The following is a 25,546-nucleotide window of genomic DNA, read 5'->3' on the forward strand; positions in this document are numbered from 1 at the left end:
GTCGCTACGCATTAATAACGGCGGCCCTTTGGACGGTCGGATGATCGGCGTCTTGGGCGGAGGTCTGTCGGGCCTCGTCGTCGCGTCGGGGCTCGGCGACGCCGAGGTCCTCGAAGCGGGGGATCGGCCCGGCGGCTTGTGTCGGAGCCTGACGTTCGAAGGGTTCACGTTCGACCCGCACGGGTCCCATATCCTGTTCTCGAAAGATCCGAAGGCGATGTCGTTCTACGAGGACATCCTCCGGGGGAACGTGTGCCGGCGGCGGCGGAATACGAAGGTGTTCTACAAAGGCCGGTACGTCAAGTACCCGTTCGAGAACGGCCTCGGGGAGTTGCCTCCGGAGGACAACCTCGCCTGCCTGCTCGGATACATCGAGGCGTACTACCATCGGCAGCGCGGCGCCGCGGAGAAGCCGCAGAACTTAAAGGAGTGGATGTACCACCGCTTCGGACGTGGGATTACGGACTGCTATCTACTCCCGTACAACGAGAAAATCTGGAAGATGCCCGCGGACGCAATGGCGATCGACTGGGTCGACGGCCGGGTGCCCGACCCGCCCCTCGAGGACATCGTGAAGGCGAGCCTTGGCCTCCCCACGGAGGGCTACACCCACCAGCTGAACTTCGTGTACCCCCGGGAGGGCGGCATCGAGGCCCTCGTCCGGGGCTTGTTGCCGAAGGTCCGCCCCGTCCGCACGGACTTCCGGGTCACGTCCATCCGGCACAAGGGATCGCGGTGGCTCATCGCGAACGGGCGGGAGGAGCGGGAGTACGAGTCGATCGTCTCCACGATCCCGATCCCGGAGCTCATCCGTGCGATGCCCGACGCCCCGACGGCGGTCCGGGACGCGGGGGAGGCGCTCCGCCATCGGTCCCTCGTGACGGTCATGGTGGGCCTCTCGACTCCGTCCCTGAACGATTTCAGTTGGGTCTACTTCCCGCGGCCCGAAGACGGCCGATTCAACCGGATCTCGTTCCCGAGCAACTTCAGTGATCGCGTCGCCCCAGAGGGCACGAGTTCCGCCCTCGCAGAAATCACGTGCGAAGCCGATGACGACGTCTGGAAGGCGCCGGACGAAAGCCTCGTCGAACATGTCCTCGAGCGGGCGGATGCCCTCGGCGTCTTCCGGCGGGCGGAAGTAATCGCGGCCCGGGTCGCGCGCACCCGCTACGCGTACGTCGTGTTCGATCTCGATCACCGGAGGAACCTCGACCTCGTGAAGGCGTTCGCGGCGAAGCAGGGGATCCGCCTCCTCGGTCGCTTCGGCCAGTTCGACTACATCAACACGGACCAATGCATCCTGCGCGGCCTCGTCCTCGCCGCGGAGCTGGGGGCCGCCGGGTGAAAGTGTCCGTCGTCGTGCCGACGTTCCACGAAGAGGCGGGCATCGAGTCGTTCTTGCGGCAGTTCGAACGGCAGACCCTTCCGCGGACCGCGTTCGAGGTCATCGTCGTCGACGGCGGCAGCGGGGACCGCACGCGGGAAATCGCGGCCCGGCTCGCGGACCGAGTCGTCCTCCAAACGAGCGAGGGCATCGGGGGAGCCCGGAACGACGGCGTCGCGGCGGCCCGCACCGCGCTCATCGCCACGACGGACGCGGACTGCCGGGTGCCGCCGGACTGGCTCGAGCGGATCGTCCGAGCCTTCGAAGATCCGGGAGTCGTCGCGGTCTGCGGCCCGGACGGGCCCCTCGAAGGCTCCTGGAAGGCGAGGACCGTCTTCTTCGTCGTGCGGTTCCTAATCCGCCTCGTGGCCCTGTTGGGCCTGTGCGGCACCGGCGGGACGAACTCCGCGTTTCGCAAGCACGCGTTCTTGGCCATCGGCGGCTACCGGAACCTGCCCCACTCGGACGACATCGACCTCGGTTTCCGCATCCGGTCGCGGGGACGCGTCGTGTACGACCCCGGACTGTACGTCCGACTCTCCGTCCGGCGCCTGGAGAAACAAGGGTACATGCACACGCTCCTCCTCTGGCTTCGGGGCGACCTGAAGCTCCTCGCGGGGGAACCCCTCGAGGCCGCGGCGACGTACGCCCGGCAGAAATACTAGCGGGCCGGGGGGCGGGCGCTCCCCCGCCTCCGACGGCGGACGACGAAGGAAACCGACGCGGAAATCGCGACGATCGCGATCACGAGAAGGAACGTGAGCCATCGCGCGAGGGCAGGATTGTACACGACCCCGACGTAGCCGATGAGGAGGAGAAGCAAGCCGTACTTCGCACCGCCACCGAGGACGATGAACGCGAGCGATTTCGGGTAGTTCCAATGGAGGGTCGCGATGAACGCCCCGACGAACGGCACCACGGGCGCCACGCGGTTCACGAGGATCATGCGCTCGTCGGGGACGATGAGGAATCCGATCCACCGGCGCATCCCCGCCTCGATCCACCGCGGCATGTGGCCCCGCTCGACGACGGCACGCCGCACGACCCAATAGAGGGCGCTGTTTCCGACGACTTCTCCCGCAACGGCCACGACCAGGAGGGCTGCCGACCATGCGAGCGGGTCGAGCGCCTCCGGGCGGTATGAGTACACGATCACGACGAACACCTCGGGGAGCGCGGGGAAAACGGCGGCGTCGATCGCGAAAATCAGGAAGAGAGCCGCGAGGCTTCCGGCCGGCCCGAGGGAGCGAAACAGCAAGGCCAGGAGCTCGTCCAGGGAGGCCATCCGCGGCCCTCAGAATAGGCGGCTGATCGAGACCATCGTCACTTGGAAGACGAGCGTCCGGCCAAGGGGCGCAGCGACGTTGTAGTCGAGGGTGTACGTGCCGGCGTCGAGGTCCACGGCGCTCACGACGAAGAGGGGCACCATCGTACCTCGCTGGAAAATCTTCTGGCCCGTCCGGTCGACGTCGCTCGGTGTGAGGAGGTGGTGGACGAGGATCGCGCCCTCGCCGCCGTTCGCCGTGTCGTCGATGCTCACGACTTCCGCGTTCCAGCCGTCGTACGGCCGGACGATCTGCCCCGGGACGGGGCTATTCGTCACGGTGACGACCGATCCGGACACCGCCACCGTCGCGGACCAGCTCCAGAACGGGTCCGTGACGTTCGATCCGGACACGGCCGTCACGCCGTACCGGGTCCGGAAGTCCGTCGCGTTCATCGTGGCGCGGACCGGGACGGGCTCGAAGAGGGGCTTGACGACGAACTTCGAGGGATCCGCGAGACCGTACCCCAACGACGGCGGCACGACGACCGTCTTCGAGTCGCCGACCTTCATGCCCTGGACGCCGAGGTCGAAGCCCTTGATGACCTGCAACGGCGAGGCCCCGACCGAGAACGAGAGGGGCTGCCACGTGTCCCGCCAAGTGAAGGTGAAGGACTTCTGGAAGGACGCGTTATCCTTCGCGACGGCAGATAAGCTCGTGTCGAACACGAGCCCGTTGTCTGCGAACGTGCCGATGTAGTCGACCTGGACCGTGTCGCCGGTCTGCGCGCGGATCGGCGGCGCGCCGAACTTCGGGACGACGTAGCCGAAATACACGCCGAGGATCGCGATCACGAGGACGAGGACCCCGATGAACGACCACAAGGTGCTGGCGGCTACGTCATCGCGGACCAGGGGGCGGACCATGCGCTCCCGGGCTAACCAAGGGGCTGCAATAAACATTCCGCTGCCCATGCGGAATTGGAGGCGCACACGCCGACGAGGCTCCCGCGTCCGTCCCAAACGCGGGCCGATTCGGATCACACCGAGATGCCACCCGCCGCTCGTCGTGCGTCGTTCGGCCGCGCCACCATCCGCTCTCGGGCGCCCGTGCGGCCTTGGGGACGCGGCCGGGAAAGAAGGGGACCGATTCAACCCGTCACGTTCAGCCAGATGATTTCCCCGGAGAAGAAACCGCTCGAGGCGCCGCTGCCGTACGCGCCGTTGAAGATGAGGTTCGCTGGGATCGCATATTCGTTTCCCTGCGGTCCGGCGCGGGGCTGGTACACCGGGATGCTGCCCGGGTTCGAGGAGAAGTCCGCCGACGAGCCGGTGTCGCTGTTGTACATCGCGGCCTGAACTTGACCGGAGAACGTCCATACGGTCGTTGGGTTCAGAGGCTCTCCCCAGATCTCGAAGAAATTTCCGAGCGTCGGTTGGGCCGAGACCGTCTGGGGCAGCTCCACATGGATGACTCCGGATCCGTCGTGGGTGTGGAGCCAGTGAATCTGGCCCACGGCACAATAATACTTCGGATTCGTGAAGCCGGGTCGGTTGAGATAGCCGATGTCGGCACTTTGCGTCCCATCGTATGGCAACGGCTGCTGGACGCCGTTGTGGTTGATCACCAAGAGCGGGTGATAGTGGACGACCGTGCCCTCCAGGCCGCACGCCGAGACGATGTTGCTCCCGGACGGCTGGGAGATCAGGTAGTAGCCGCCGACGCCTCCCACGACGACCAGGGCCAGGATCGCGACCTGATACTTCCGGAGGCGGATCGGCCGCGCGCCTTTCTTCGGGGCAACGCGGCGGCCCTCCTGCTTCAGTTCCTCCCGCAGCCGTGGCATGTCCGGGTGGCGAGGATGGGTGTCGCCCAGGTGGCGGATCAAGTTCTCGGGTTTCACGGCGACAGTGCAGATGGGACAGTGATCCATCTTCTGCATCGCGGGCTCTCGCTCCGTACCGGATATGCAGAGCCAGTGTCCTATTTAGGTGTGCCGTGGTCGCGTTCCAACTCAGGCGTACATCGCGCCCGAGGTGTCCAGTGAACGCACCGGGTTCTCCCCCAACACCTTGTCGACCGCCCGCTCGAAGTCGGAAATCGTCACATGGTCCCGGTCCTCGCGGATCGCGAACATGCCCGCTTCCGTGCACATCGCGTGGATGTCCGCGCCCGTGGCGCCCTCGCAGCGGGCGGCGAGCACGCCCCAGTCGACGTCGGATAGGACGTTCATCGTCCGCGCGTGGATGCGGAAGATCGTCATGCGCGCCTCTCGGTTTGGCATCGGGATTTCGATGATTCGATCGAAGCGGCCGGGCCGCAGGAGCGCGTCGTCGAGGATGTCCGGGCGGTTCGTCGCCCCGATGATCTTCACCTCGCCGAGCGGATTGAATCCGTCGAGCTCCGCGAGCAACTGCATGAGCGTGCGCTGGACCTCCCGGTCGCCGGACGTCGCGATCTCGAGCCGCTTCGCCCCGACCGAGTCGAGTTCGTCGATGAACACGATCGACGGGGCCTTCTCCCGGGCGAGCTGGAAGAGCTCCCGGACGAGGCGCGCGCCCTCGCCGATGTACTTCTGCACTAACTCGGAGCCGACGAACCGGATGAACGTCGCCTTCGTGCGATTCGCGACGGCCTTCGCGAGGAGGGTCTTGCCGGTGCCCGGCGGGCCGACGAGGAGCACGCCTTTCGGCGGCTCGATCCCGACCTTGCGGTACAAGTCCGGCTTGAGCAACGGGTCCTCGACGGATTCGCGGAGCTCCCGCATCTGGTCCTCCAGGCCGCCGATGTCCTCGTACGTCGCCTGGGGCTTCGCGATGATCTCCGCGCCCGTGACGATCGGGTCGAGGGACGGCGGCAGGACGCCCATGACGGCGAGCGTCTGCTTGTTCAAGGCGACGCGCGCCCCGACGATCAGGTTCTCCTTCACGATGTAGTCCGCGGCGTTGACGATGAAGTCCGGACCCGTCGACGACTTCACGACCACCCGGCCGTCCGCAAGGACGTCCCGGATGTTCCCGATGATGAGGGGCGGGCTCTTCAGCCGGTCGAGCTCCTGCTTGAGTCGCCGGATTTCTTTCTGAAGCCGGGCCATCTCCGTCTCGACGTACCGCTTCTCGCCCTCGACCCGGCGGGCGGTCTCGAGGAGCTTGTCGTTCCGATCCTCCAGCGTGGAGATTCGCTCTGACATTTTCTCCGAGAATTCGCGGATTTGTTCTTCGTCCATAGAATCGTCCGGTGGGTGGGCTGAAAGACGAAGGCTATATACCCGGCACTTTTTATTTAGTCTTTGCGGGCTCGATTCGTGATCTGCGAATTGTGTGGCGCGGACGTCCCGCGCCTCAAGAACGTCGCCATCGAAGCCACGATCCTCTCCGTGTGCGGGGACTGCGCCCGCTTCGGAGACGAGGTCGCGAGCCCCGTACTGCGCCGCAGCACGATGCCGCCCATCATCGCGCAGCGGCTCGAGGCCCGCCAACGGCGCATGACGCCCAAGGACGTGTACGCACAAGGCGGCGAACTCGAACTCGCCGAGGATTTCCCGCAGAAGATCCGGGCAGCGCGGGAGTCCCGGGGCTGGAAACAGGCCGATCTCGGGGCGAAGATCAACGAGAAGGCGAGCGTGATCGCCAGGCTCGAATCCGGCGCGATGACGCCGGGCGACGCCCTCGTACGGAAGCTCGAGCGGGAACTCGGGATCGCGCTGAAGGAACGCGTGCAGCCCGTGGCGGTCAAGAAGCAGGCGGCCGGCGCCGCCCTCACCCTCGGCGACCTCCTCAACCGGAACGACGACGAGCCGTGATCAGGCGAGGCCGAGCCGCGCCTTCACCGGCGCGACGAACGACGTGATGTCCACGCCGGCCTGGCGCGCGGCGACGAGGGCCGCGACCTCGACGTCGACGTCGAGGCGCTCCTGGACGCCGTTCACGATCGCGACGATCGCCTTCCGGTCCGCCGCCGTCTTCCGGGCCATCGCTTCTACGATCATTAGGAAGACTCCCTCCCCCGTGGGGGTCGGCGTCTCGAGGATCGCCGCCGTCGGGACGTAGTCTCGCGGGACCTCGACCGTTGCGACGTCGAACGCTGGCCGGATGGTGCCTTCGTGGGACTCGAGGAGCTTCGATTCGAGCCCGAGCTGCAAGAGGCGCTGCGCGTCGCGAGGGGGGAACCACCGGAGGTCCATCGAGGCGGACAAGACGAATTCCCGCTCGCTTAGCTCGTCCCGCCCCTTGCGCTTGAACAGCAGGGCGATCGCATCGCGAAGTTCGTCCAGCGTCCCCGCTCCCGACCCGGCGCCGCCCGAACGGCCGAGGTCTACATAAACGTGAGGCCCGCGTGCGAACGTTTATCCGGATGCGAATCGTTCGTCGTCTGCTCCCGCGTAAGGTCGCGCGGATCCGTGATGCGCGATGCAAGCCGGGAGAGGGCGTCGTATGGGTCCCTCCTCGATAGCCTCGCGTTCGAGGCGTTCCGTGACAGGGGGACAACGCGGCGTCCAACAATCCCTCGGCAAGGGTCAGGGCGTCGAGAGAGCATCGCTTGGCCGTGACACGCGCTGTTACTGCCGGGGGACATCCCGGTTACCCGATCGAGGAGACGACCGCAACGATTAGTTCTGCCGGGCGGCCTGGAACGTCCAAGACAGGTCCGGGAGGGTGCTCGTGACGGTCTCCCGGAACCAGTACACGACGGGCACTCCGTCCGCGGGGAGGGTCGCGCTGATTCCGACGTTTGTGAAGGTGCACGACCCGGAGGCTTCGACGCCGGTCATCAGGGCATAGCCGCCGTACGTGGCGGACTTCACGGCCAAGGCGAACCCGCGGCTGGAGAGGTCGGCACAGGTGTCCGAGACCGTGACGACGATGAAGACGCGGGTCGTGTCCGTGTGATACGAGCTTCGCGCCGTGATGTTGAAGTAGTACGTCCCGCCGGGGGTGACTTGGGACGCGAACCCGGAGGGTGTGAGGGTGATTTGGGCGACGGTGAACGTCCGTGGAGGGGACGTCGCCCCGAGCAACACCGCCGCAGCCACGGACGACAGTGCGGTCGCCGTCACCACCAGGGCGACGATCCACGCCGTGCGCCTATCCATGCTCACGGCACTCCTCGGTGAACCGATGCCCGCAGACCGGGCACGTCACCCGCTTGCGATGGATCCGGCGGATGAGAAGGGCTCCCACAAAGCCCAAAGCCGACAGGGATGCTTGGAAGACCGGATCCTGTTGGAGGAGCAGGAGGAAGGGACCGAGCGGGGTGCCGCCCGACGGGAACGCCCAGTTCGCGTTGTTGCCGTTGTCCGTCGCATTGAAGGCTTGCATCCCGGGACCCGTCGCACTGCTGTGGTCGACCGCGACCCACTGGGCGATCCCTGTCACGCCGGAGACGTCCACCGTCCACGTCCCGCTGGACGTGAGGACCAGGCGCGCGGTCGACGAAACGCCTGAGAGGACCCCTCCGGGGGTCAGGGTCCATGTGATCCCGGCCGTCACGCGGATCGTCACGTTCGCGGTACCGACGAGGGTGACGTTCAGGGTGGTCAGGCTCGCGGTGAAGTCCTTCTCCCCGCCGACGACTTGGACGTTCGGCCAGACTCCCCCCTGCACGGATTGCGTTGCGGCGGACGGCAAGATCAGCGTCCCCGCTCCGCTGTTCGTGTTGCTCGACGTGTCGACGATGTTCCCGAGCACGGTCACGTTGCCGGCATCGAAGTTCACGGAGCCAGTCCCCGAGATCGTCAGGTTCCCGTTGACGAAGACGGGGAATCCGTCGAGGTCCAGCGTGCCCGCGCTGATCGTCACGGCGCAAGCGAGGAGGAACGAGGCCATCGTCACGGTGCCTCCGCTCAGGTTGAACCCGCAGAACTGCTGACCCGTGGCAATCTTGACCGTCTTGCCGGAACCGGTCATCGTCACGGTGCCCGTTGCCGGTGTGAACGTCGAGCCCGCGCCAGACGTGTCCCAGTCGCCGGAAACCGTCCATGAACCGTTCGTGAGGGTGATTGTGCCCGAGGTCCCGCCGGTCATCCCGACGTTGGAAACGGACACGGCGGATGCGTTCGCCATCAAGACGCCGGCGTTTCCGATCGTCAGCGCGCCTCCGGTGAGGGAGAGGTTGGACGTCGCGAGGGTCGTGGTCCCGCTGCCTCCTTGTACGGTGAGCGTTCCCGCCCACTTCAGCCCGTTCGTGGCCGTGGTGAACGTCACGGTGTTGGACCCGCCGTTGAACGTGACGTTGTTGAACTCATTGACCGATAGGTTCGATCCGGCGAAGGTCATCGTCTGGGACGACGACGCGTTGAAGACGACCGTCCCGCTGCCTGCGCCCCAGGATGCCGACGTGGAGGCGTTGGCCCACGAACCTGAAACCGTCCACGTCTCCGATCCGAACGCGAAATAGCTCGACGCCGACGACACGCTCACGTTGCCCGTGACCGTCGCGTTGCCCGAGGTCGAGGTCACCGCCCCGCCGGACAGGGTCACGCTCGACGTGGACAAGGCGAAGGTGGACTTCGCGAAGGTCCCGCCGGAGACCGTCAACGACGCCGACACCGTGATGTTCGAGGCCTCCGTGGCCGTGCCCGCCGTGACCGTGAGGTTGTAGAAGGACTGGGTCATAGCGATCGTCGCGGCCGCCCCGAAGCTCACGGTGCTCGTGCCGGCCACGAAGGTCGCATTGGATGCGGTCACCGTCCAGTTGCCGTTCACGGAGATCGTCACGGAGTTCGCCTCGAGCCGGCCGTACGTGCCGAGCGTGACGGCACCCGCCGTGACGTTGTAGTACGGGTTGGCCCCCGTCGACAGGTCGGTCGCTCCGGTCGCCCCGCCCGTCGAATTCTGGACCGTCAGGGTGCCTCCGATCCGGAGGGCGTTCCCGTCGGACGTGAACGTGACCCCGCCGGCCACGCTCGAATCGAACGTGACCGCGCTGCCGAACTCGATCGCGGACATCACGCCCCACGTCATCGTCTGCGAGGCGGCGGAACGGAACGTAATCGGCGCGGAGAACGACCAAGAAGCTGACGAAGAAAGGTCGGTCCAGGATCCGGAAACGGTCCAAGAGCCGCCCGACGACGAGGTGATGTACGCCGTCGCCGCCGCGAGGTTGATGTCGCCGGTGACCGCGACGGCGGACGAGCCTGCCGCCAAAGCGCCGTTGGCCGCGACCGTCAACGTCGATGTGGCGAGCGCAAGGTTCGATGTGGCGAGGGTCGTCACGGCGCTGCCGCCTTGGACCGTGATCGCTCCCGCGTTGAGGCCTCGGCTGCTCATCGTGAACACGACCGCGTTCGAGCCGCTGTCGAACACGACGGCGGAAAACTCGTTCCCGGACAGGTTCGACCCGGCGAAGGTCATCGTCTGCGACGACGCCGAATTGAACGTCACCGGGGCCGTCCCGGCGGACCATGAGGCGCTCGTCGAGGCGTTCGTCCACGAGCCGCTGAACGTCCATGGGCCGCTCCCGAAGGCGATGTACGCCGCGGATGCGGAGACGTTCACGTTGCCCGCGACACTTCCCTTGGAGGCACCGGACATCGAGATGTTCGCGCTGCCCGACAGGGTCAGGGCTCCGCCGACCGTGAAGCCGCTGGCGGCCGTCGCGCCGATCGTAATCGACCCGCCAGAGTGCGTCACGCTCCCCGACACCGCGAAATCGAAGGTCCCGATGGAGATCGTCCCGATCGTCGAGCCCGTCGTGATGAGAGACGCCATGGCGGCGTTCACGTTCACGGTGGCCGTGCCGGAACCGCTGTTGTTGTCGAAGTGAACGGCGATCGAAGACGTCGGCACGGGGCAGCCGAACGCCCCGCCCGAGGACGACGCCCAGTGGTTCACGTCGCTCCAGTTCCCGGTCCCGAGGATCCAGAACTCGTTCGCGCCGCACGGGGCCGAGACGGTGACGACGAAGCCGTCGTTGCCGCCTAGGGTCGTGAAGACGACCTGCCCCGAGCCGTCGACCGTGCCGACCGCGAACTGGGAGCCGTTCTTCAGGACGCTCCAGTGGTTCGAGGCAGTGTTCCCGCCAATCGTGAGCGTGATCGTGTCCGTCGTCTTGGTGTCGGTGTGGCTCCACGCGAAGGTGCCGTCGAACGTCCACGCGGTGAAGGCGCCGATCGTGATGAGGGCCGTGGCATCGTCGTCGGTGACGGTGAAGTTCTGCACGTTCACGGAGCCGTCCGCGAGGGTCCCGGTGGCGTTCACGGTGAGGGCGTTGAACGTCACGCTGAACCCGGTCTTCGTGAGGGTCGCCGCCGAGCTCACCGTCAGACTGGTGCCCGTGACGTCCGAGCCGAGCGTCGTAGTGCCGGAGAAGGTGAGGGTCGCGAACGTCTGGCCGGACGCCACGGTCAGGGTCTTGCCGGATCCGGTGAACGTGACCGTCGAGGTGGTGGAGGTCCAGGAGCCCGCCGAAGACGTGTTCCAGCTCCCGCCGATCAAGACGGTGGCCGAGGCGAACGTGATCGTCGCGGCGCCGGCTGATGTCAAGTTCCCATTGAACGTGACCGTGGACGAGGTCAGCGTGAGGGTCGAGGACCACGTCAGGCTGCTCGTGAAGGTCGTCGAGATCCCGCTGTTGACGGTCACGTTGTACGCCGTCTGCGGGATGTTCACGGATCCGCCCGAGGTGCCGATGACGATCGTCGAGGTCCCGGCCGTGAAGGTCGCCCCGCCGGCGGAGGTGTCCAGCGACTTGAGGGTGATCATCGAGGAGTTGGCGGTGAGCGTGCCTGTTCCGGTCACCGTGAGGCTGGACGTCCCCGTGATGTCATGGTAGGGGTTCGGCCCGGTGCCCAGGGAACCGGAGATGCTGAACGTCGCGCTCACGTCGATGGCGCTGGACTGGGTGAGAGTCCCCGAGACCGTGAGATTGTAGAAACCATTGCCGCTGTTCAGGATCTTCACCGTCTTGGTCGCACCGCTCAGCGTGATCGTGCTCATCCCCTTCGCGAAGGCGGAGCCCGCGCCGGACGTGTCCCAGTTGCCCGAGACCGTCCACGAGCCGCTCGTCAGCGTGATCGTGCCGGACGAACCGCCGGTCATCGTGACGTTGGACACGGACACCGCGGACGCGTTCGCCGTCAACACGCCGAGGTTGCCGATGGTCAGGGCGCCGCCCGTGAGGCCGAGGTTCGCGGTCGCGAGCACCGTCGTCGATCCGCTCCCCGGAACGGTCAGGGTGCCGGCCCACCGGAGGGCGTTCGTGCTCATCGTGAAGGTAATCGTGCCGCTGCCGGCGGCCGACTGGAGGACGACGTTGTTGAACTCCGCGACGCTGAGGTTCGACCCCGCGAACGTCATCGTCGCGCTCGTCGAGTCGTTGAACGTCACGGTCCCGGATCCGGCGCTCCAGGACCCCGATGTCGAGGCGTTCGTCCATGTCCCGCTGACGGTCCACGACTCCGAACCGAAGGCGATGTACGAGGCCGCGGCGGAGACGTCTACGTTGCCCGAGATCGTGACGGTGCCGGACGTGCTGAGAAGGGCGCCGCCGGCGAACGTCAGGTTCCCGTTCACCGTGAGGGCGTTCGTCCCTTTCGTCAGGGATCCTGCGTTGAGGTTCAGGGCCGACGTCGTGAGCTGCGACGCTTGGGAAATCGTGCCCGTCACGGTCAAGATGGCGAAGCTCTGGCTCGCAAGAAGCTTGACCGTCCTTGAGGCGCCGGACAGGGTGACCGTCGACGTGCCCGAGGTGAACGTCGTCCCGGACCCGCTCGTGTCCCAGTTGCCGGAGACGGTCCATGACCCGGACGTGAGATTGATCGTGCCGCTCGTCGCCGACGTCATCGTGACGTCGGAGACGGTCACGGTGGACGCGTTCGCGGTGAGGGCCCCGCCCGTCGAGACGGTTAGCGCGCCGCTGCCACTGAGGGCCAAGCTCGCTGTGCTCAGCGTCCCGGAGATCGTTGTGGAGTCGCTCACGTCGATGGCGGTTGACATGGTGATGGTCCCGCTGATCGTAAGGTCGTAGAAACCGTTCGAGGAATTCCGAATCGCGACCGTCTTGGAGGTCCCGCTGAGCGTCACCGTGGAAATCCCTTTCGTGAACGTCGTCCCGGTCCCGCTCGTGTCCCAGTTTCCCGAGACGGTCCACGAGCCGCTCGTCAGCGTGATCGTGCCGCTCGTCGCCGACGTCATCGTGACGTTGGACACGGACACCGTGGACGCGTTCGCGGTGAGGGTCCCGCCCGTCGAGATGGCGAGCGTGCCGTTCCCGGAGAGCGCCTGGCTTGCGGTTGCCAGCGTGCCGGAGATCGTCGTGGAGTTGCTGACGTCGATAGCGGTGCCCATGGTGATGGTCCCGCTGACCACCAAGGCGTAGAACCCGTTGGAGGAGTTCCGGATCGCGAGGGTCTTGCCCGAACCGTTCATGGTGGCCGTGCTCGTGCCGGCGCCCAGCGTAGTGCCGGAGGCACTGGTGTCCCAGTTGCCGGTGACCGTGACCGAGGAAGAACCGAGGGCCAAGGTCCCGTTGGCAGCCATCGAGACGTTCTCGATGGTCACCGGATTGTTGTTCGTCGAGTAGTTGTAGAACTGACCCGAGCCGAAGGTGTATGTTTTCCCAGCGGCCTGCACGGAAATCGTCGAGGTCCCGAACGTGAGCGTCCCCGCGCTGCTGTTCCAGTCGCCGCTAACGTCGATCGTCCCGGAGGTCATGCTGAGTGTGGTGCCGGAGCCGATCGTCACGTTCGCGAGGGTCAGGGTGGAGGAACTGCCGGCTAGCCCGCCGGAGCCCGCCAGGGTCAGGTCGGCCCCGCCGTTGACGTCCAGGCCCGCGGTCGTGAGCGTGCCGAGGCCCGACGTGGCGACGGTGTGGCTCACGTCGATGGCGGTGGACATCGTTAGGGTCCCGCTGATCGTGAGGTTGTAGAAACCGTTGCTCGAGTTTCGGATTGCGACCGTCTTGGCGGTCCCGGTGAGCGTCACCGTGCTCGTCCCCTTCGTGAACGTCGTGCCCGCTCCAGAAGTGTTCCAATCGCCGGAGACCGTCCACGAGCCGGCGGTGAGCGTGATCGTGCCGGACGTCGCACTCGTCATGGTCACGTCGCCGACGGTGACCGCACTCGCGTTCGCAGTGACGGTCCCGCCAGTCTGCACCGTGAGGCTGGCGCCGCCTGAAACCGCCAGCCCGCCCGTGCTCAGCATCCCGCTCACCGATACCGCGTTGCTCGCGTCGATGCCGGTGGTCTGTGTGACCGTGCCCGAGACCGTCAGGTTGTAGAACCCGTTGCTGACGTTGCGAGTCGCGATGGTCTTCGAGGCGCCGGTCATCGTAATCGTCGAGGTGCCCTTCGTGAACGTGGTGCCGGACCCGCTCGTGTCCCAGTTGCCCGAGGCGGTCCACGAGCCGCTCGTCAGCGTGATCGTGCCGCTCGTCGCCGACGTCATCGTGACGTTGGACACGGACACCGTGGACGCGTTCGCGGTGAGGGCCCCGCCCGTCGAGATGGCGAGCGTGCCGTTCCCGGAGAGCGCCTGGCTTGCGGTTGCGAGCGTCCCAGAGATCGTCGTGGAGTTGCTGACGTCGATCGCCGTGGACATCGTGACGGAGCCCGTGATGGTCAGGCTGTAGAACCCGTTGCTGGCGTCGTGGATTGCGACCGTCCTAGAGGCGCCGCTCAAGGTGATCGTGGATGTGCCCTTCGTGAACGTCGTCCCGGTCCCGCTCGTGTCCCAGTTTCCCGAGACGGTCCACGAGCCGCTCGTCAGCGTGATCGTGCCGCTCGTCGTCGACGTCATCGTCACACTGCCGACGGTGACCGACGAGGCGTTCGCCGTGAATGTGCCGCCCGTGGCGATCGTCAGGTCTCCCCCGCCAGAGACCGTCTTGCTCGACGTGTCGAAGGTGTTCGCTATGGTGAACGTGCCGGTCAGACTCATGCTGTTGTCAAGGACCAGGTCGGAGAGTGTCGAGATCGTCCCGGAGATGGTGACATCGTAGAGGTGGTGGTTCGTGCCGCCGATCCGCATTTGGATCGTCTTCGAGGTGCCGGACAGCGTGACCCGGCCCGTGCCTTCGGTCCACGTCGAGCTCGAGCCGGACGTGTCCCAGTTGCCCGAGGCGGAAATCGTCCCGCTCGTGAACGAGATCGAGTTCGTCCCAGCGTCGTTCATCGCCACGTCTGTGGCGGTGATCGCGGACGTGCTCGCCGTCAGCGTGCCTCCCCCCGACACGGTGAGGTTGGCGCCACCCGTGATGTCGTTTCCGGAAGTCGTCAGAGCTCCTGTGATCGACAGGGCATTGCTCACGTCGACGGCGCTACTTTGCGTGATCGTCCCGGAGACGATCAGGTTGTAGAATCCGTTGCTCGCGTTCCGGATCCTGAGCGTCTTGGCGGTCCCGGCCAAGGTGACCGTGCTCGTGCCCCTCGTGAAACTCGACGACGATCCGGAAGTGTCCCAGTTGCCGGACGCGGAGATGTTCCCGCTCGTTAGGGAAATCGCATCCGCCGAAGCATCGTTCATCGTGACATTGCCCACAGTGATGGACGATGTGGTGCCGGTCAGAACGCCGCCGCTCGACACCGTCAGGTTGGCGCCGCCGGTGATGTTGTTGCCCGACGTGGTCAGCGTGCCGGTAATCGCCAGCACAGTAATCACGTCGATCGCGCTCAGCTGGCTGACCGTCCCAGAGATCGTGAGCTGATAGAACCCGTGGGCGGAATCGGCCGTCTTCACGGTCTCGCCAGTCCCGCTCAGCGTGACGGCGCTCGTGCTCCGGTTGAACGTGCCTCCGGAGGAATCCCAGATACCCGGGACCGTGAGGGACACCGCACCGCTCATCGTCAACGTGCCGCCCGCGCTCACGACGAGGTCTCCGTTCGTCCCGGTAGATGTCGTCGTGCCGACGTACACGTCCTCGCCGGTCATCGTGAGCGTGTTGCCGAGAGTGAGCGTGTTGGAGACGTTCAGAGCGCTGTTCAGGGTATACGTGCCGGAGACCGACAGGTTGTAGAAGCCCTGCGCCCCGTTCAGCTTGAGCGTCTTGGCGGAACCCGTCATGGTGACCGCGCTCGCGCCCATCGCGAGCGTCGAACCCGCTCCCGAGGTGTCCCAGTTCCCGGACACCGTCCATGATCCGCTCGTCAGCGTGATCGTGCCGGACGTGCCGCCCGTCATCGTCACGTTGGCGACGGTCGCCGTCGCCGCGTTCGCCGTGACGATTCCGCCATTGTTCACCGTGAGGTTGCCCGCCCCGAATGTGAGGCTTCCAGCCCCGCTGACGGTAATCGCCCCGGTCACAGAGACGTTTCCGTTGCTCGTGTTGATCGATCCGCTGGAGACGCTGAAGGTCGTCCCGGACCCGACGGTCAGGGCGCCGATCGTGATGGAGGACGTGCTGCCCGCGATTCCACCGGTCCCACTCAACGTGGTTGCCGCCCCGCCGGTGATGCTGTAGCCGGACGTCGTCAGGGTGCCCGAACCCGAAGTCTGCAGGCCATTGGACACGTCGATGGCGGTCGCCTGCGTGATCGTCCCGGTGATCGTCAGATTGTAGAAACCCGCCGTCCCGGTGATCGCCACGGTCTTGGCGGTTCCCGACAGGTTCACCGTGCTCGTCCCCTTGTTGAACGTACCGGTGCTCGAGTCCCAGTTCCCCGAGACCGTGAGTGAAACGGAGCCGCTCATCGTGAGCGTGCCACCCGTGTTGACGCCGACGTCGCCGTTGGCCCCGATGGATGTCGTCCCGCCGACGTACATGTCCTTCCCGTTCATCGACAGGGCATTGGACAGCGTGACGAGATGAGCCACGTTGAGCGCGGTGTTCAGGGTGTACGAGCCGGTAATCGTCAGGTCGTAGAACGCGGCGGTGCCGTTGATCGCGAGGGTCTTGGACGTGCCCGAGAGGGTCACGATGCTCGTGCCCTTGGCAAAGGTGCCGGCCGAGGAGTCCCAGGAGCCAGAGGCCGAGATGCTGCCGGAGGTCATGCTCCATGAGGTCCCGCTGCCGATCGTCACGTCGTTGACCGTCATCGAAGACGTGGTGCCGGTGATTCCGCCAGTACCCGACAGGGACACGTTGGCTCCGCCGGTAAGGCCGAAGCCCGACGTTGTCAACGCGCCGGAGCCTGAGGTGGACAGTGCGTTGCTCACGTCGAAGGCGCTGAGTTGCGTGATCGTGCCCGAGATTGCGAGGTCGTAAAAGCCGTTCGATGAGTTCAACATCGTCAGGGTCTTGGAGGCCCCAGACAGGGTGACGGTGCTCGTGCCCTTCGTGAACGTCGAACTCGCGCCGGACGTGTCCCAGTCGCCCGAGACAGCCCAGGAGCCGGAGGTGAGCGTGATCGTCCCGGAGGTGCCTCCCGTCATCGTTACGTTAGAGACGGCTGCCGCGGATGCGTTCGCCGTGAGGATTCCGCCGTTGCCGACCGAGACAGCCCCGCCGGTCAGCCCGAGATTCGCGGTAGCGAGGGCGCTCGTGCCGGAGAGGTCACTGACCGTCGAAGTGCCGCCCCAGACGAGGGATCTCGAGGCCATGGTGAACGTCTGCGCGGCTGCGGAGCTCGACGTGAAGGTCACGTTGTTGAACTCATTGACGCCGAGGTTCGACCCTCCGAACGTCATGATGACGTTCGACGCGGAAGAGAATAGGACGGTCCCGGTCCCGGCGCTCCACGAAGCCGATGTCGAGTTGTTCGTCCAGGCGCCTTTGAACTCCCAGCCGGCCGTGCCCCCGAACGAGAAGTAGCCGGTCGCGTTGATCGTCACATCGTTGGCGATCGTCTTCGTGCCCGACGCTCCGGCGGTGATCCCGCCCGACAGCGCGGCGAGCGTGGCGACGGTCAGCATCTGCGTGCCCGTCGCGAGGATCGCTCCGCCGTTGACGGTCAGACTACCCCCGACGTCAAGGAGTGTGTTCGTCGTCACCGTGCCGGCCGCGGAGATCGTCAGGTTGTTGAAGTTGTTCGCCGAATTGCGGATTGCGATGGTCGTGCCGGACCCGCTCATCGTGATTGTCGACGTGCCCTTCGTGAACGTCGTCCCGGACCCGCTCGTGTCCCAGTTTCCCGAGACCGACCATGATGCCGTTCCCGAAATCGTGATTGTCCCGCTCGTCGCCGAGGTCATCGTCACGTTGCCGACCGTGACCGTGCTGGAGTTTGCGGTCAGCGTGCCACCCGTGGAGATCGTCAGCGAGCCTCCGCCGGACAGCGCGTAGTTGTTAGCCGCTGAAGTGTCGAATGTCCCCGAGATGCTCGTGGCCGTGCTCACGTCGATGGCCGACGCCGCCGTGATCGTCCCGGAGACCGTCAGAGATGCGAAGCCGTTGGACGCGTTCAGGATCTTCACGGTCTTTGTCGCGCCCGATAGCGTGACGGTGCTCGTGCCCTTGGCAAACGTCGAGCCCGCACCGCTTGTGTCCCAACTGCCCGAGACGGTCCACGATCCCGACGTGAGGGTGATCGTGCCGCTCGTCGCCGAGGTCATCGTGAGGTTGCCGATGCTCACCGTGCTCGCGGTTGCGGTGAGGGTCCCCGCCGTGGCAATCGTCAGGTTCCCGCCACCGGTCACGCTCGTGTCGTTCGTGGTGAAGCTGTTCGCGATGGTGAGACTCCCAGTCAGGTTCACGCCGGTCCCCGTGGACTTCATCGTGATGTCCGAGAGCGTGCTGACTGTGCCGGAGACGGTCAGCGCGTAGAACTCGTTGTTGGTTCCTGAGACGAGCATCTTCACGGTCTTGCTTGCGCCGCTCAGTGTGACCGAACCGGACGTGCCGCGGTCCCAGGTGCTGGACGAGCCCGAGGTGTCCCAGTTGCCCGACGCCGTAATCGAACCGGTCGTGAGCGATATCGTGTTCGCGGACGCTCCGGTCATCGTGACGTCGCTGACGGTGATGGCGGCGCTGGAGCCGGCCAGGGTCCCGCCGCCGGATACGGTGAGGGTCGCGCCGCCGGTCACGTTGTTCCCGGAGGTCGTGAGGGTGCCGGTGATCGAGATCGCGGAGCTGACATCGATGGCCGAGTTTTGCGTAATCGTCCCGGAAATCGTCAGGCTCGCGAACCCGTTGCTTGCGTTGCGGATCGCAACCGTCTTGCTCGTGCCGCTCATGACGATCGTGCTGGTTCCCTTGTTGAATGCCGCCGTCGAGTTGCTGCTGTCCCAGTTGCCGGAGACCGTCGATGTGCCAGAGCCCAACGTCAGCGTGCCGTGCGATCCGACCGTCACACCGCCCGTGGTGAAGGTCAGGTTGTTCGTCGCGTCCGTCAGGATTGTCGTCCCGCTCGCGTTCGAGTCCTGGATCGTGAGCGCCCCGCTGATCTTGAGCGCGTTTGTGACGAGGGTCCATGTTGCACCCGTCGCGCTGTTGGGGTCGAAGGTCAGGCTGGGGAACGCCACGCCGCCGACGTAGTTCGTGGAATTTCCCTGGTTGAAGTTGTTGCTGCCCGTGGCCGTGAACATGACCGTCCCGCTGGCGGTCGCGTCCCAGGAGGCCGAGGTTGAGTTGTTCGTCCAACTCGCGTTGGAGAAAGTCCAGGTCGCCCCACCGAAGACGAAATAGCCTGTGAAGTTCACCGTGACGCTGCTCGATATGGTCTTCGTGCCGGAGGCTCCGGCCGTGATCCCACCACTGAGTGCGGCGAGGGTCGTAATCGTCGTGGTGAACGTGCTGGTTGCCCACACGCCGGTCACTGTGGTCGTTCCGTCGACGGACGCCGACCCGTTGGATGTGATCGTCACTCCGGGGTCCGCGGTGAAGTTGTTCGCATTGCCTCCGACCGTGTTGAATGTCCCGCCCGTCGTTGCGGCCTCCAAGAGCGACGTTCCCTTGTTGAAGACGGCGCTCGTGCCGCTACTGTCGAATGTCTTGAACTTTATAGTCGAGGCGTTCGCGGTCAGCGTGCCACGGGTCCCGAGGATAATCCCGGCGGTCGCCGTGATCGCGAGGTTCGAGCCGGAGGTGTCCAGGACCGTGTTGCCGCTCGCGCTCGCCGTCGAGTTCAAGATAGTCAGGTCGCCGCCCATGTTCAGGGGGCGAGTCGCCATCGTGTAGGTCATCCCGCCGACGACGTTGCTGTCGAACGTGACCGCCCCGGTGAACTCCGGCGGCCCGCAAACCGTGCCGCAGAAGGTCATCGTTCTGGCGACGCCGTTCTTGAAGGTGATCGGCGCGGCGAAGGACCAGTTGCTGGTGCTGGTGCTCGCGTTGGTCCAGGTGCCATTGTTGACAGTCCACGCACCCCCGGCGGAGGACGTGATCCCCGAGTCGGGGTCAGTCGCTCCGATGGACACGTTGCCGGTCTCGGACACCGTCGCCGTCCCGGTCTTGAGCACCGCCCCGATCTCGGCGGCGCCCGGGTTGTCGATGGTCAGGCCCGCCGCGAAGGTCAGGTTCTTGTTGTTCACGCTGTCGTCGAGCGTTATTTTCGCGGACGTCCCCGTGTTTGAGTTCCGGATGGTCACGAGCCCGCCAATCGCGAGCGTCCCCGTGCTGCTGCCCACGGTGTACACGACCGCCGCGTTCGTGTTCGGGTCGAACGTCACGCCCCCACGGAATTCCTGGCTGCTCGTATAGCTGGACGAATCGCCGAATGCCATCGTTGCCGAACCGCTCGAGTTGAATGTGATGCCCGCCTGGAAGTTCCAGGAGCCCGACGTGGAGGGCGTGGACTGGTTCCACTTGCCGACTGTCCACGTGCCCGCTCCGCTCGTCACATAGGCATTCGCCGCCGCCACCTCGAAGTCTCCCGAGAGGGAGACGGTGGCCGTCCCGCCCTTGAGAACGCCAAGCGTGCCCAGCTTGATGTTCGACGTGCCGACCGCAGCAGTGCCAGTCACCGTGCTCAAGTTGTTCACGCTGTCATCCAGGATGACGTTGCCCGTGGCGCTTGCGACGGTGTTGTTGATGAGCAGGGTGCCGTCCCACTTGATCGCGTTCGTGACCATGGTGTACGTAACGGTCGTGGACGCCGCGGCCGTCGAGTCGAGGGTCAGATTGTGAAATTCCGTGAAGTTGGCTGTCCCGCCAAACTTCGTGGAGGCGCAGTTCGCGTTCGACTTGATCGTCACCGTCCCCGTGCCTTGGTTCCAACTCGCGGAAGTGCTGGAGTTGGAGTAGCATCCGGTGAACGAATGGGCGGTGCTCGATCCCCACTTGATGAAGGAGGATGCGCTGTTGACGACGAAACCGCCACCTGCGCCGGTGACCTGAATCGTCCCGCCATTCGTGGCATCGATGGAGCCTCCGTTCAGATGGATGGCATTCGCCGAGGTGGACGACGTGCTGAAGGTCCCGCTCGCGCTCGCCGCCCAGTTCACCGTACCGGCGTTGATGCAGACCGTGTAGGTGACTGCGCCGCACGATGCTGTGTTCGTCCCCGTGCTTGCCGTCAGGTTGTTCGTGCTGCTAAGTTGGATCGTCGCGCTCGAATTGTCCACCGTAAGGGCGTTGGTGTTGGCGGCCGTGTCGACCGTAATCGTGCAAGACGCGGTGCAGGAGAGAGAGTCAAAGGTCACGGCATTGGAGGTAGTCGGTATGGCGCAGCCGGGGAATCCGCCGGTGCTCTCGGACCATCCGGTCAGGGGATCGGTGGTCGTGTTCCAGGTGCCGGTCCCGCCAACCCAGAAGCGCGAGGATGACGCGCCACAAGACGCGTCGGTGATCGTGAACACCGCCAGGGCGACATCGTCCAAGGCGGCGGTGTAGCCCATCACCTGGTTCGTGGTCCCCGCCGCCGGTCCGCGGTCCGCCATCGAGCCCTTCCCCCCGTCATCGAAAAGCTGCATGTTCGTACAGGTCCCGTTCCCGCTACAGTTCGACGAGGGAAGGGTCCCCAAACCGGAGTATAGCATCATGGCGGACACCGAGGAGTATCCTCCGTATTGCTCGGTGACGGACGGGTTCGTGGCATCTTCATTAACGGTGTCTGCGTCCACTATCCGAATGTCACCGGCTGCCGTCCAAGTCACGGCGACAAACTCGTAGTCGTCTGTCGTCGCGCTGTCCAGGTCCACGCACACCGACACCGCCCCCGTAGGAAGACCTGTGCCAAGGAACCAGATCTCGGCGCTACCGGGCTCGCCCGCCGTGTCCGTGGCCCTTATGATGCGTTTCAGGGAGACCCCGCCTGACGCGCAGGCGGCACCGCTCGCCCCGACGTTGTACTTCACAGCGAGGACATGGTCCGTGGAGGTTGTCTCGTCCGCGATGAGCACCGCGACGCCCCTGGGCGTCCCTACCGGGGTGTGCGTCCAAGTTGCGGGGTCTGTGGTGCCTGTTCGCTCCAGTTCGGACGAAGCGTCGAAAACGACCGTAGCCTGCGCACGTCCCGTGAAGAAGTCGAGCAAATCGATGACCGCGCTCCTCAATCCGGAGACGACGGCGTCAACGATCCTGTTCGCCAGCATCGCGAAGCCGTCGTCGCCACGCGGAGGAGCGATCCACGCGGGGCCCGGGTCCGTGACCCTGCCGTCCCAGAATGTGTAGCTTGCGGTCGCGTGGATGTCGGTACGGTTGACCGTCCAGCGAGCCACTGGGTCGTAGCCTCCACGAGGCGTGAAGATGTATTGCATCGCTTCCTTCCAGTCTGACGCGCTCATCTTGCCGCCGAGAAGTTGGAGCTTCCCGTTCGAGAACGAAATTTTGCCACGCAGATCGGCGGGCATTCCTGTGATTGGGTCCTCCACCTGCGACTCAATCAGCAGGACCACGAGGCTCAGGAGGAGTCCGAGACTGAGCAGGAGCGCCAGGCCGATGTAGAGGTGGGGTTGGCTCACCCGGCGCGATTCGACGATCGTCCGGTGCCGGAACTTCGCAGCGACGGTCGGCAACACGGTGAGGCCCGACAGGTTGTGGAACACCGAACTCGGGCGCGTCGTCATCGCGACACCGTCCTTGACGTGGAGTGCCGGTCCATGACCATCGCCACCCGAGTCGAGCTAGGCGGCGAGTCTCTCCCCTGCACGTGGATGACAACCACCCGATGACTTGGACATGGAGAGCAGCCCGTACTTTGTGACTCTATTCAAGTTGGAAAGGAACGATATTTTCGTGCCGTGAGCCGTTGAGGCAGAAGCGGCCATGATCCTCATGGCAGATACCTCCGGTGCACGACCAGCGCCGCCGCGAATCCCATGATGACCAGGATCGGTAGCGCGCGGTCCGCCAAGCTCGTCGTCCACGGATCGAGCGCTTGGAAAGTCGCAAAGCCCGCGGTGAGCGCCAAGGCGCCACGGATGTTGAGGCGGAGCAGCTTGGACAGCTCGCGGCCCCGACGTTGGAGCCACGGCGACGCCGCCATCTTGTCGATCAGGTCTCCCCCCTCGATCCGCTCTTGGCGCTTGCGCTCGGCGATCTTGGCCGGGTTCCTCCGATGGCTCATTTCCTCACCAGTCCGGCCTATCTTGCTTACGTTCGAAAGACTCAACCTTGTCGCCGAAACCAGCACTTCGCTCAATCACCACCGCGGCCCAATGCCCGCTCTCCTCATGGGATCGGTTGCCGATCTCCACGAAAAGCGGGTCGACTTCGGCGAACGACGGAAGGAGGCTCGCGGCTGCGACGGTGTGCACCGGCCTGCGCCGGCGTCTGATCCGGGCCTTCTCAGTGGGCAAGGTGTTCATCGTCTCCTTTGGACGCGCGTGAAATTTAAGGGGAGGGGTTCGCGCCCCTCATGCTACGGTCACGTTCCGTCGAACTGCGCGGTCACGGTGATCTGTGTACCGCTTGCACCCGCCGCCAGGTTCGCGTTGATGACCGCGAACTCGAGGTACCATTTGGGCGTGGTGCTTCCCGCCGTGACAGTCTGCGTGTTCAGCGACGTGTACGTGCAGACGCCGCCCGCGTAGGTTCCCGTCAGGGTCGTCGGGTACGTGGAACCGGCGTCATTCGACTCCTTGACGATGAGGTTCGACGCACAATCCGTTGGGAATCCGCCAGGGCTCGCCGTGATCGTCACGATCGGGTGGACGCCCGAGCGATCCGTGGAGTAGGAGTTCTGCGCGATATCGATCCGGAACGGGTGCTGAGTTTGGGACAGAATCTCACCGTACAGAATCTCAGTCGGGACGTTCACGACGCTCGGGGTCATCTCCGCGATGTGCGTCGTCTGCTGAGCCGACGGACCGAGCAGGACCGCTGCGGCGATTCCGCCGAGCACGAGCATTCCGACGAGCGGGACGACCGGGACCCTTCCCCACGCTTTCGCGCGGAGGAGCCGCCGGCCGACGCTCCCAGTATCGAAAATCGTTGTCCGAACTTCTGTCATCGTCTCACCGCCCCCGCGCTGTTCGTCGGCCCGGAGGGGGCGCGCGCCCGCGCGGCGGCTTCATGCAGTCCAAGGTGGGGACCGTGGTAATTGGCAGGGAGGTCGGGCATTCGAATTCCCTCGGGAGGCTGGCTCAGCGAGACCTTAAGTTTGTCGAGCCCGTTTTCACCAGTGATTCGGTTGTCCGTCACAGGTCCGCGATCTCCTCCGGAACCGCTTGGAGTTCCCCGGCACCTTCCACCGATTCTCCGGGGATTTCGACGTCCCTCGGATTCTCCGGGACTTCCCCCGGTTCCTCGACGTGCCCACACGCGGGGCACACTGCGGGCGTGGCGTGGATTTCGGGAGTCGGCACGACCTTCCCGCGATCCAAGAACGCGACGTGCGTCTTCAGGTTCTTCGCGGCTTCGCCGCACCGAGAGCACTTGGACGGCTCGACCGTGACCGACAAGGCTTCGCAACGCCACCCCTTCGCGATCTCGTTCGTGAACTTCACGCGCCCGCGGAACTCGCGCGTGAGGGCTCGACGGACGGCTTTCGAGAGGCCGGGATCCCGTTCGAGGGACTTCGCAACCGCGAAGAGCGGCGTCTGCGCGCCGAAGAAGTCGCGCGCCATGTTCGCCTGGTCGCGTGCCCAGTCTTTCAGATGACGGGGCTTCACCCGGAAGTTCCTCTTGACCGGGCGCCGCTTCATGCCTTCCCCTCCGCCTCCGCTCGTAGAAGCACGGCGTGCAGCCCGGCCACGAAGCGAGCATGGCCCGCGGCCGCAAGCGTCCTTCCCAGGGCGTCTGTGTTCGGAGCGTCCAACTTCGTCATGACGATGTCTCCGCGCGTTCTACCCGGTCGCGAACTGAGCGGACCATGTAACCACCGAGGCCGGCAGGGTCGAGACCGCGTAGTGGAACTGGAAGTACCACTTCGGCGCGGAGGCGCCCGTGGCCCCGGCCGCGACGCTCTGCTGGAACGAGGTCCCGAAGTCGTACGTGAAGACGGACCCGCTCTGCGTCACGGTCGGGTTCGTGAAGGAGTAAGAGATCCCGTCGAGGGAGGCGATCAGCACGACGTCCGTGCCCGCGGTCAAGTTCGTGGCGGAGATCAGAGGCCGCATGTTCTCGGCGATCTTGTACGTGTTCGTCCCAACCGTCACGTTGAACCAGAACTGTTTGCCGCCCAGGATGTCCCCGTAGAGCGGGTTCACCTCCAGCCCGCTAATCTGCGGGATCGCCTCGGCGATGTTTTGATTCTGGTTCTGCCCCGGAGGCCCGACGAGGACGGCAGCCGCCGCGAAGCCCGCCAAGACGATCGCCACGAGCGCCACCACCGGAATCTTGTGAAAGACCTTCTTCTGGAGAAGTCGACGTGCGAGGCTCGCGTAGTCGAACACGCGGGTTTCTGTCTTCGTCGCCTCACCGCCTCCGCCCTGCTTGTCCGCGCACGGCCATGTGCGCCCGCATCGCGAAATCGCGGTGGCGTTTCCTCGCGGTGGGGTCCTCAGAAGCCGAATGAAATCCGCTCAAGGGCTCCGCGGACCAGACGCGGGAGTACACGCCCTTAAGGATTTCTTCGCCATTCTCGCGTGAGATTCCAATCCGATCGCTGCGGACATTCTCGGCGCTCCGCCGAAGATCGCCGATCACCGCGCGGCTTCCGACGTCCGGCGTCACGGAACGCGCGGACCCTCATGCCTTCACGTTG

Annotated in this window: 16 protein-coding genes; 3 read left to right on the top strand and 13 right to left on the bottom strand. The window is 65.4% G+C overall.

Going from position 1 to position 25,546, the window contains the following annotated elements; all coding sequences use genetic code 11:
• The first annotated feature begins 40 nt into the window (after positions 1 to 40).
• On the top strand, positions 41 to 1,345 hold the full coding sequence (locus tag VF992_06060) for an FAD-dependent oxidoreductase (protein ID HEX9340720.1): 1,305 nt from the start codon (positions 41 to 43) through the stop codon (positions 1,343 to 1,345).
• A complete protein-coding gene (locus VF992_06065; GenBank protein ID HEX9340721.1) occupies positions 1,342 to 2,049 on the top strand; it encodes a glycosyltransferase in 708 nt (235 codons plus the stop codon). The genes VF992_06060 and VF992_06065 overlap by 4 nt, the downstream gene beginning before the upstream one ends.
• Here the strand turns inward: VF992_06065 and VF992_06070 are convergent.
• From VF992_06070 to VF992_06085, 4 genes are all read right to left on the bottom strand, one after another.
• Positions 2,046 to 2,669: a hypothetical protein gene (locus VF992_06070; GenBank protein HEX9340722.1), complete on the bottom strand. Its 624-nt coding sequence runs from the start codon at positions 2,667 to 2,669 to the stop codon at positions 2,046 to 2,048. The genes VF992_06065 and VF992_06070 overlap by 4 nt on opposite strands.
• 9 nt (positions 2,670 to 2,678) lie before the next feature.
• Positions 2,679 to 3,575 carry an FKBP-type peptidyl-prolyl cis-trans isomerase gene (locus VF992_06075; protein ID HEX9340723.1) on the bottom strand — a complete coding sequence of 299 codons (897 nt, stop codon included), beginning with the start codon at positions 3,573 to 3,575 and terminating at the stop codon, positions 2,679 to 2,681.
• A gap of 224 nt (positions 3,576 to 3,799) precedes the next feature.
• A complete protein-coding gene (locus VF992_06080) occupies positions 3,800 to 4,591 on the bottom strand; it encodes a hypothetical protein (protein HEX9340724.1) in 792 nt (263 codons plus the stop codon).
• A 72-nt stretch (positions 4,592 to 4,663) separates the two neighbouring features.
• On the bottom strand, positions 4,664 to 5,875 hold the full coding sequence (locus VF992_06085; protein HEX9340725.1) for a proteasome-activating nucleotidase: 1,212 nt from the start codon (positions 5,873 to 5,875) through the stop codon (positions 4,664 to 4,666).
• Between the two features lie 63 nt (positions 5,876 to 5,938).
• Between VF992_06085 and VF992_06090 the strand changes: the two genes are divergently transcribed.
• Positions 5,939 to 6,451 carry a multiprotein bridging factor aMBF1 gene (locus VF992_06090; protein ID HEX9340726.1) on the top strand — a complete coding sequence of 171 codons (513 nt, stop codon included), beginning with the start codon at positions 5,939 to 5,941 and terminating at the stop codon, positions 6,449 to 6,451.
• Here the strand turns inward: VF992_06090 and VF992_06095 are convergent, their stop codons facing one another.
• The 9 genes from VF992_06095 to VF992_06135 form a co-directional block, all read right to left on the bottom strand.
• Positions 6,452 to 6,922, bottom strand: a complete 471-nt coding sequence (locus tag VF992_06095) for a DUF2240 family protein (protein HEX9340727.1) — start codon at positions 6,920 to 6,922, stop codon at positions 6,452 to 6,454. It lies immediately after the preceding gene.
• A gap of 336 nt (positions 6,923 to 7,258) precedes the next feature.
• Entirely contained in the window at positions 7,259 to 7,741 is a 483-nt protein-coding gene (locus tag VF992_06100; protein ID HEX9340728.1) for a hypothetical protein, read from the bottom strand.
• Positions 7,734 to 22,466 (bottom strand): hypothetical protein, encoded by a 14,733-nt coding sequence (locus VF992_06105; protein HEX9340729.1) that lies wholly within the window; start codon positions 22,464 to 22,466, stop codon positions 7,734 to 7,736. The genes VF992_06100 and VF992_06105 overlap by 8 nt, the downstream gene beginning before the upstream one ends.
• 206 nt (positions 22,467 to 22,672) lie before the next feature.
• Entirely contained in the window at positions 22,673 to 22,966 is a 294-nt protein-coding gene (locus VF992_06110) for a hypothetical protein (GenBank protein HEX9340730.1), read from the bottom strand.
• 4 nt (positions 22,967 to 22,970) lie between these two features.
• Positions 22,971 to 23,207, bottom strand: a complete 237-nt coding sequence (locus tag VF992_06115; protein HEX9340731.1) for a hypothetical protein — start codon at positions 23,205 to 23,207, stop codon at positions 22,971 to 22,973.
• A gap of 59 nt (positions 23,208 to 23,266) precedes the next feature.
• The gene (locus VF992_06120; GenBank protein ID HEX9340732.1) at positions 23,267 to 23,851 is read right to left on the bottom strand and encodes a hypothetical protein; all 585 of its coding nucleotides are present in this window, start codon (positions 23,849 to 23,851) and stop codon (positions 23,267 to 23,269) included.
• Between the two features lie 187 nt (positions 23,852 to 24,038).
• The gene (locus VF992_06125; GenBank protein ID HEX9340733.1) at positions 24,039 to 24,545 is read right to left on the bottom strand and encodes a hypothetical protein; all 507 of its coding nucleotides are present in this window, start codon (positions 24,543 to 24,545) and stop codon (positions 24,039 to 24,041) included.
• Positions 24,542 to 24,667, bottom strand: coding sequence for a hypothetical protein (locus VF992_06130; protein ID HEX9340734.1), 126 nt, complete (start codon positions 24,665 to 24,667; stop codon positions 24,542 to 24,544). The genes VF992_06125 and VF992_06130 overlap by 4 nt, the downstream gene beginning before the upstream one ends.
• 19 nt (positions 24,668 to 24,686) lie before the next feature.
• Positions 24,687 to 25,235, bottom strand: coding sequence for a hypothetical protein (locus VF992_06135; protein ID HEX9340735.1), 549 nt, complete (start codon positions 25,233 to 25,235; stop codon positions 24,687 to 24,689).
• Between the last annotated feature and the right edge of the window lie 311 nt (positions 25,236 to 25,546).

It is taken from the genome of Thermoplasmata archaeon, from assembly GCA_036395115.1.
Taxonomy (GTDB): Archaea; Thermoplasmatota; Thermoplasmata; order RBG-16-68-12; family RBG-16-68-12; genus RBG-16-68-12.

Coding starts and splice junctions, on each gene's coding strand:
- VF992_06060 (HEX9340720.1), top strand. CDS start 41: ATGATCGGCGTCTTGGGCGGAGGTCTGTCGGGCCTCGTCGTCGCGTCG.
- VF992_06070 (HEX9340722.1), bottom strand. CDS start 2,669: ATGGCCTCCCTGGACGAGCTCCTGGCCTTGCTGTTTCGCTCCCTCGGG.
- VF992_06075 (HEX9340723.1), bottom strand. CDS start 3,575: ATGGTCCGCCCCCTGGTCCGCGATGACGTAGCCGCCAGCACCTTGTGG.
- VF992_06080 (HEX9340724.1), bottom strand. CDS start 4,591: ATGCAGAAGATGGATCACTGTCCCATCTGCACTGTCGCCGTGAAACCC.
- VF992_06085 (HEX9340725.1), bottom strand. CDS start 5,875: ATGGACGAAGAACAAATCCGCGAATTCTCGGAGAAAATGTCAGAGCGA.
- VF992_06100 (HEX9340728.1), bottom strand. CDS start 7,741: ATGGATAGGCGCACGGCGTGGATCGTCGCCCTGGTGGTGACGGCGACC.
- VF992_06105 (HEX9340729.1), bottom strand. CDS start 22,466: ATGACGACGCGCCCGAGTTCGGTGTTCCACAACCTGTCGGGCCTCACC.
- VF992_06110 (HEX9340730.1), bottom strand. CDS start 22,966: ATGAGCCATCGGAGGAACCCGGCCAAGATCGCCGAGCGCAAGCGCCAA.
- VF992_06115 (HEX9340731.1), bottom strand. CDS start 23,207: ATGAACACCTTGCCCACTGAGAAGGCCCGGATCAGACGCCGGCGCAGG.
- VF992_06120 (HEX9340732.1), bottom strand. CDS start 23,851: ATGACAGAAGTTCGGACAACGATTTTCGATACTGGGAGCGTCGGCCGG.
- VF992_06125 (HEX9340733.1), bottom strand. CDS start 24,545: ATGAAGCGGCGCCCGGTCAAGAGGAACTTCCGGGTGAAGCCCCGTCAT.
- VF992_06130 (HEX9340734.1), bottom strand. CDS start 24,667: ATGACGAAGTTGGACGCTCCGAACACAGACGCCCTGGGAAGGACGCTT.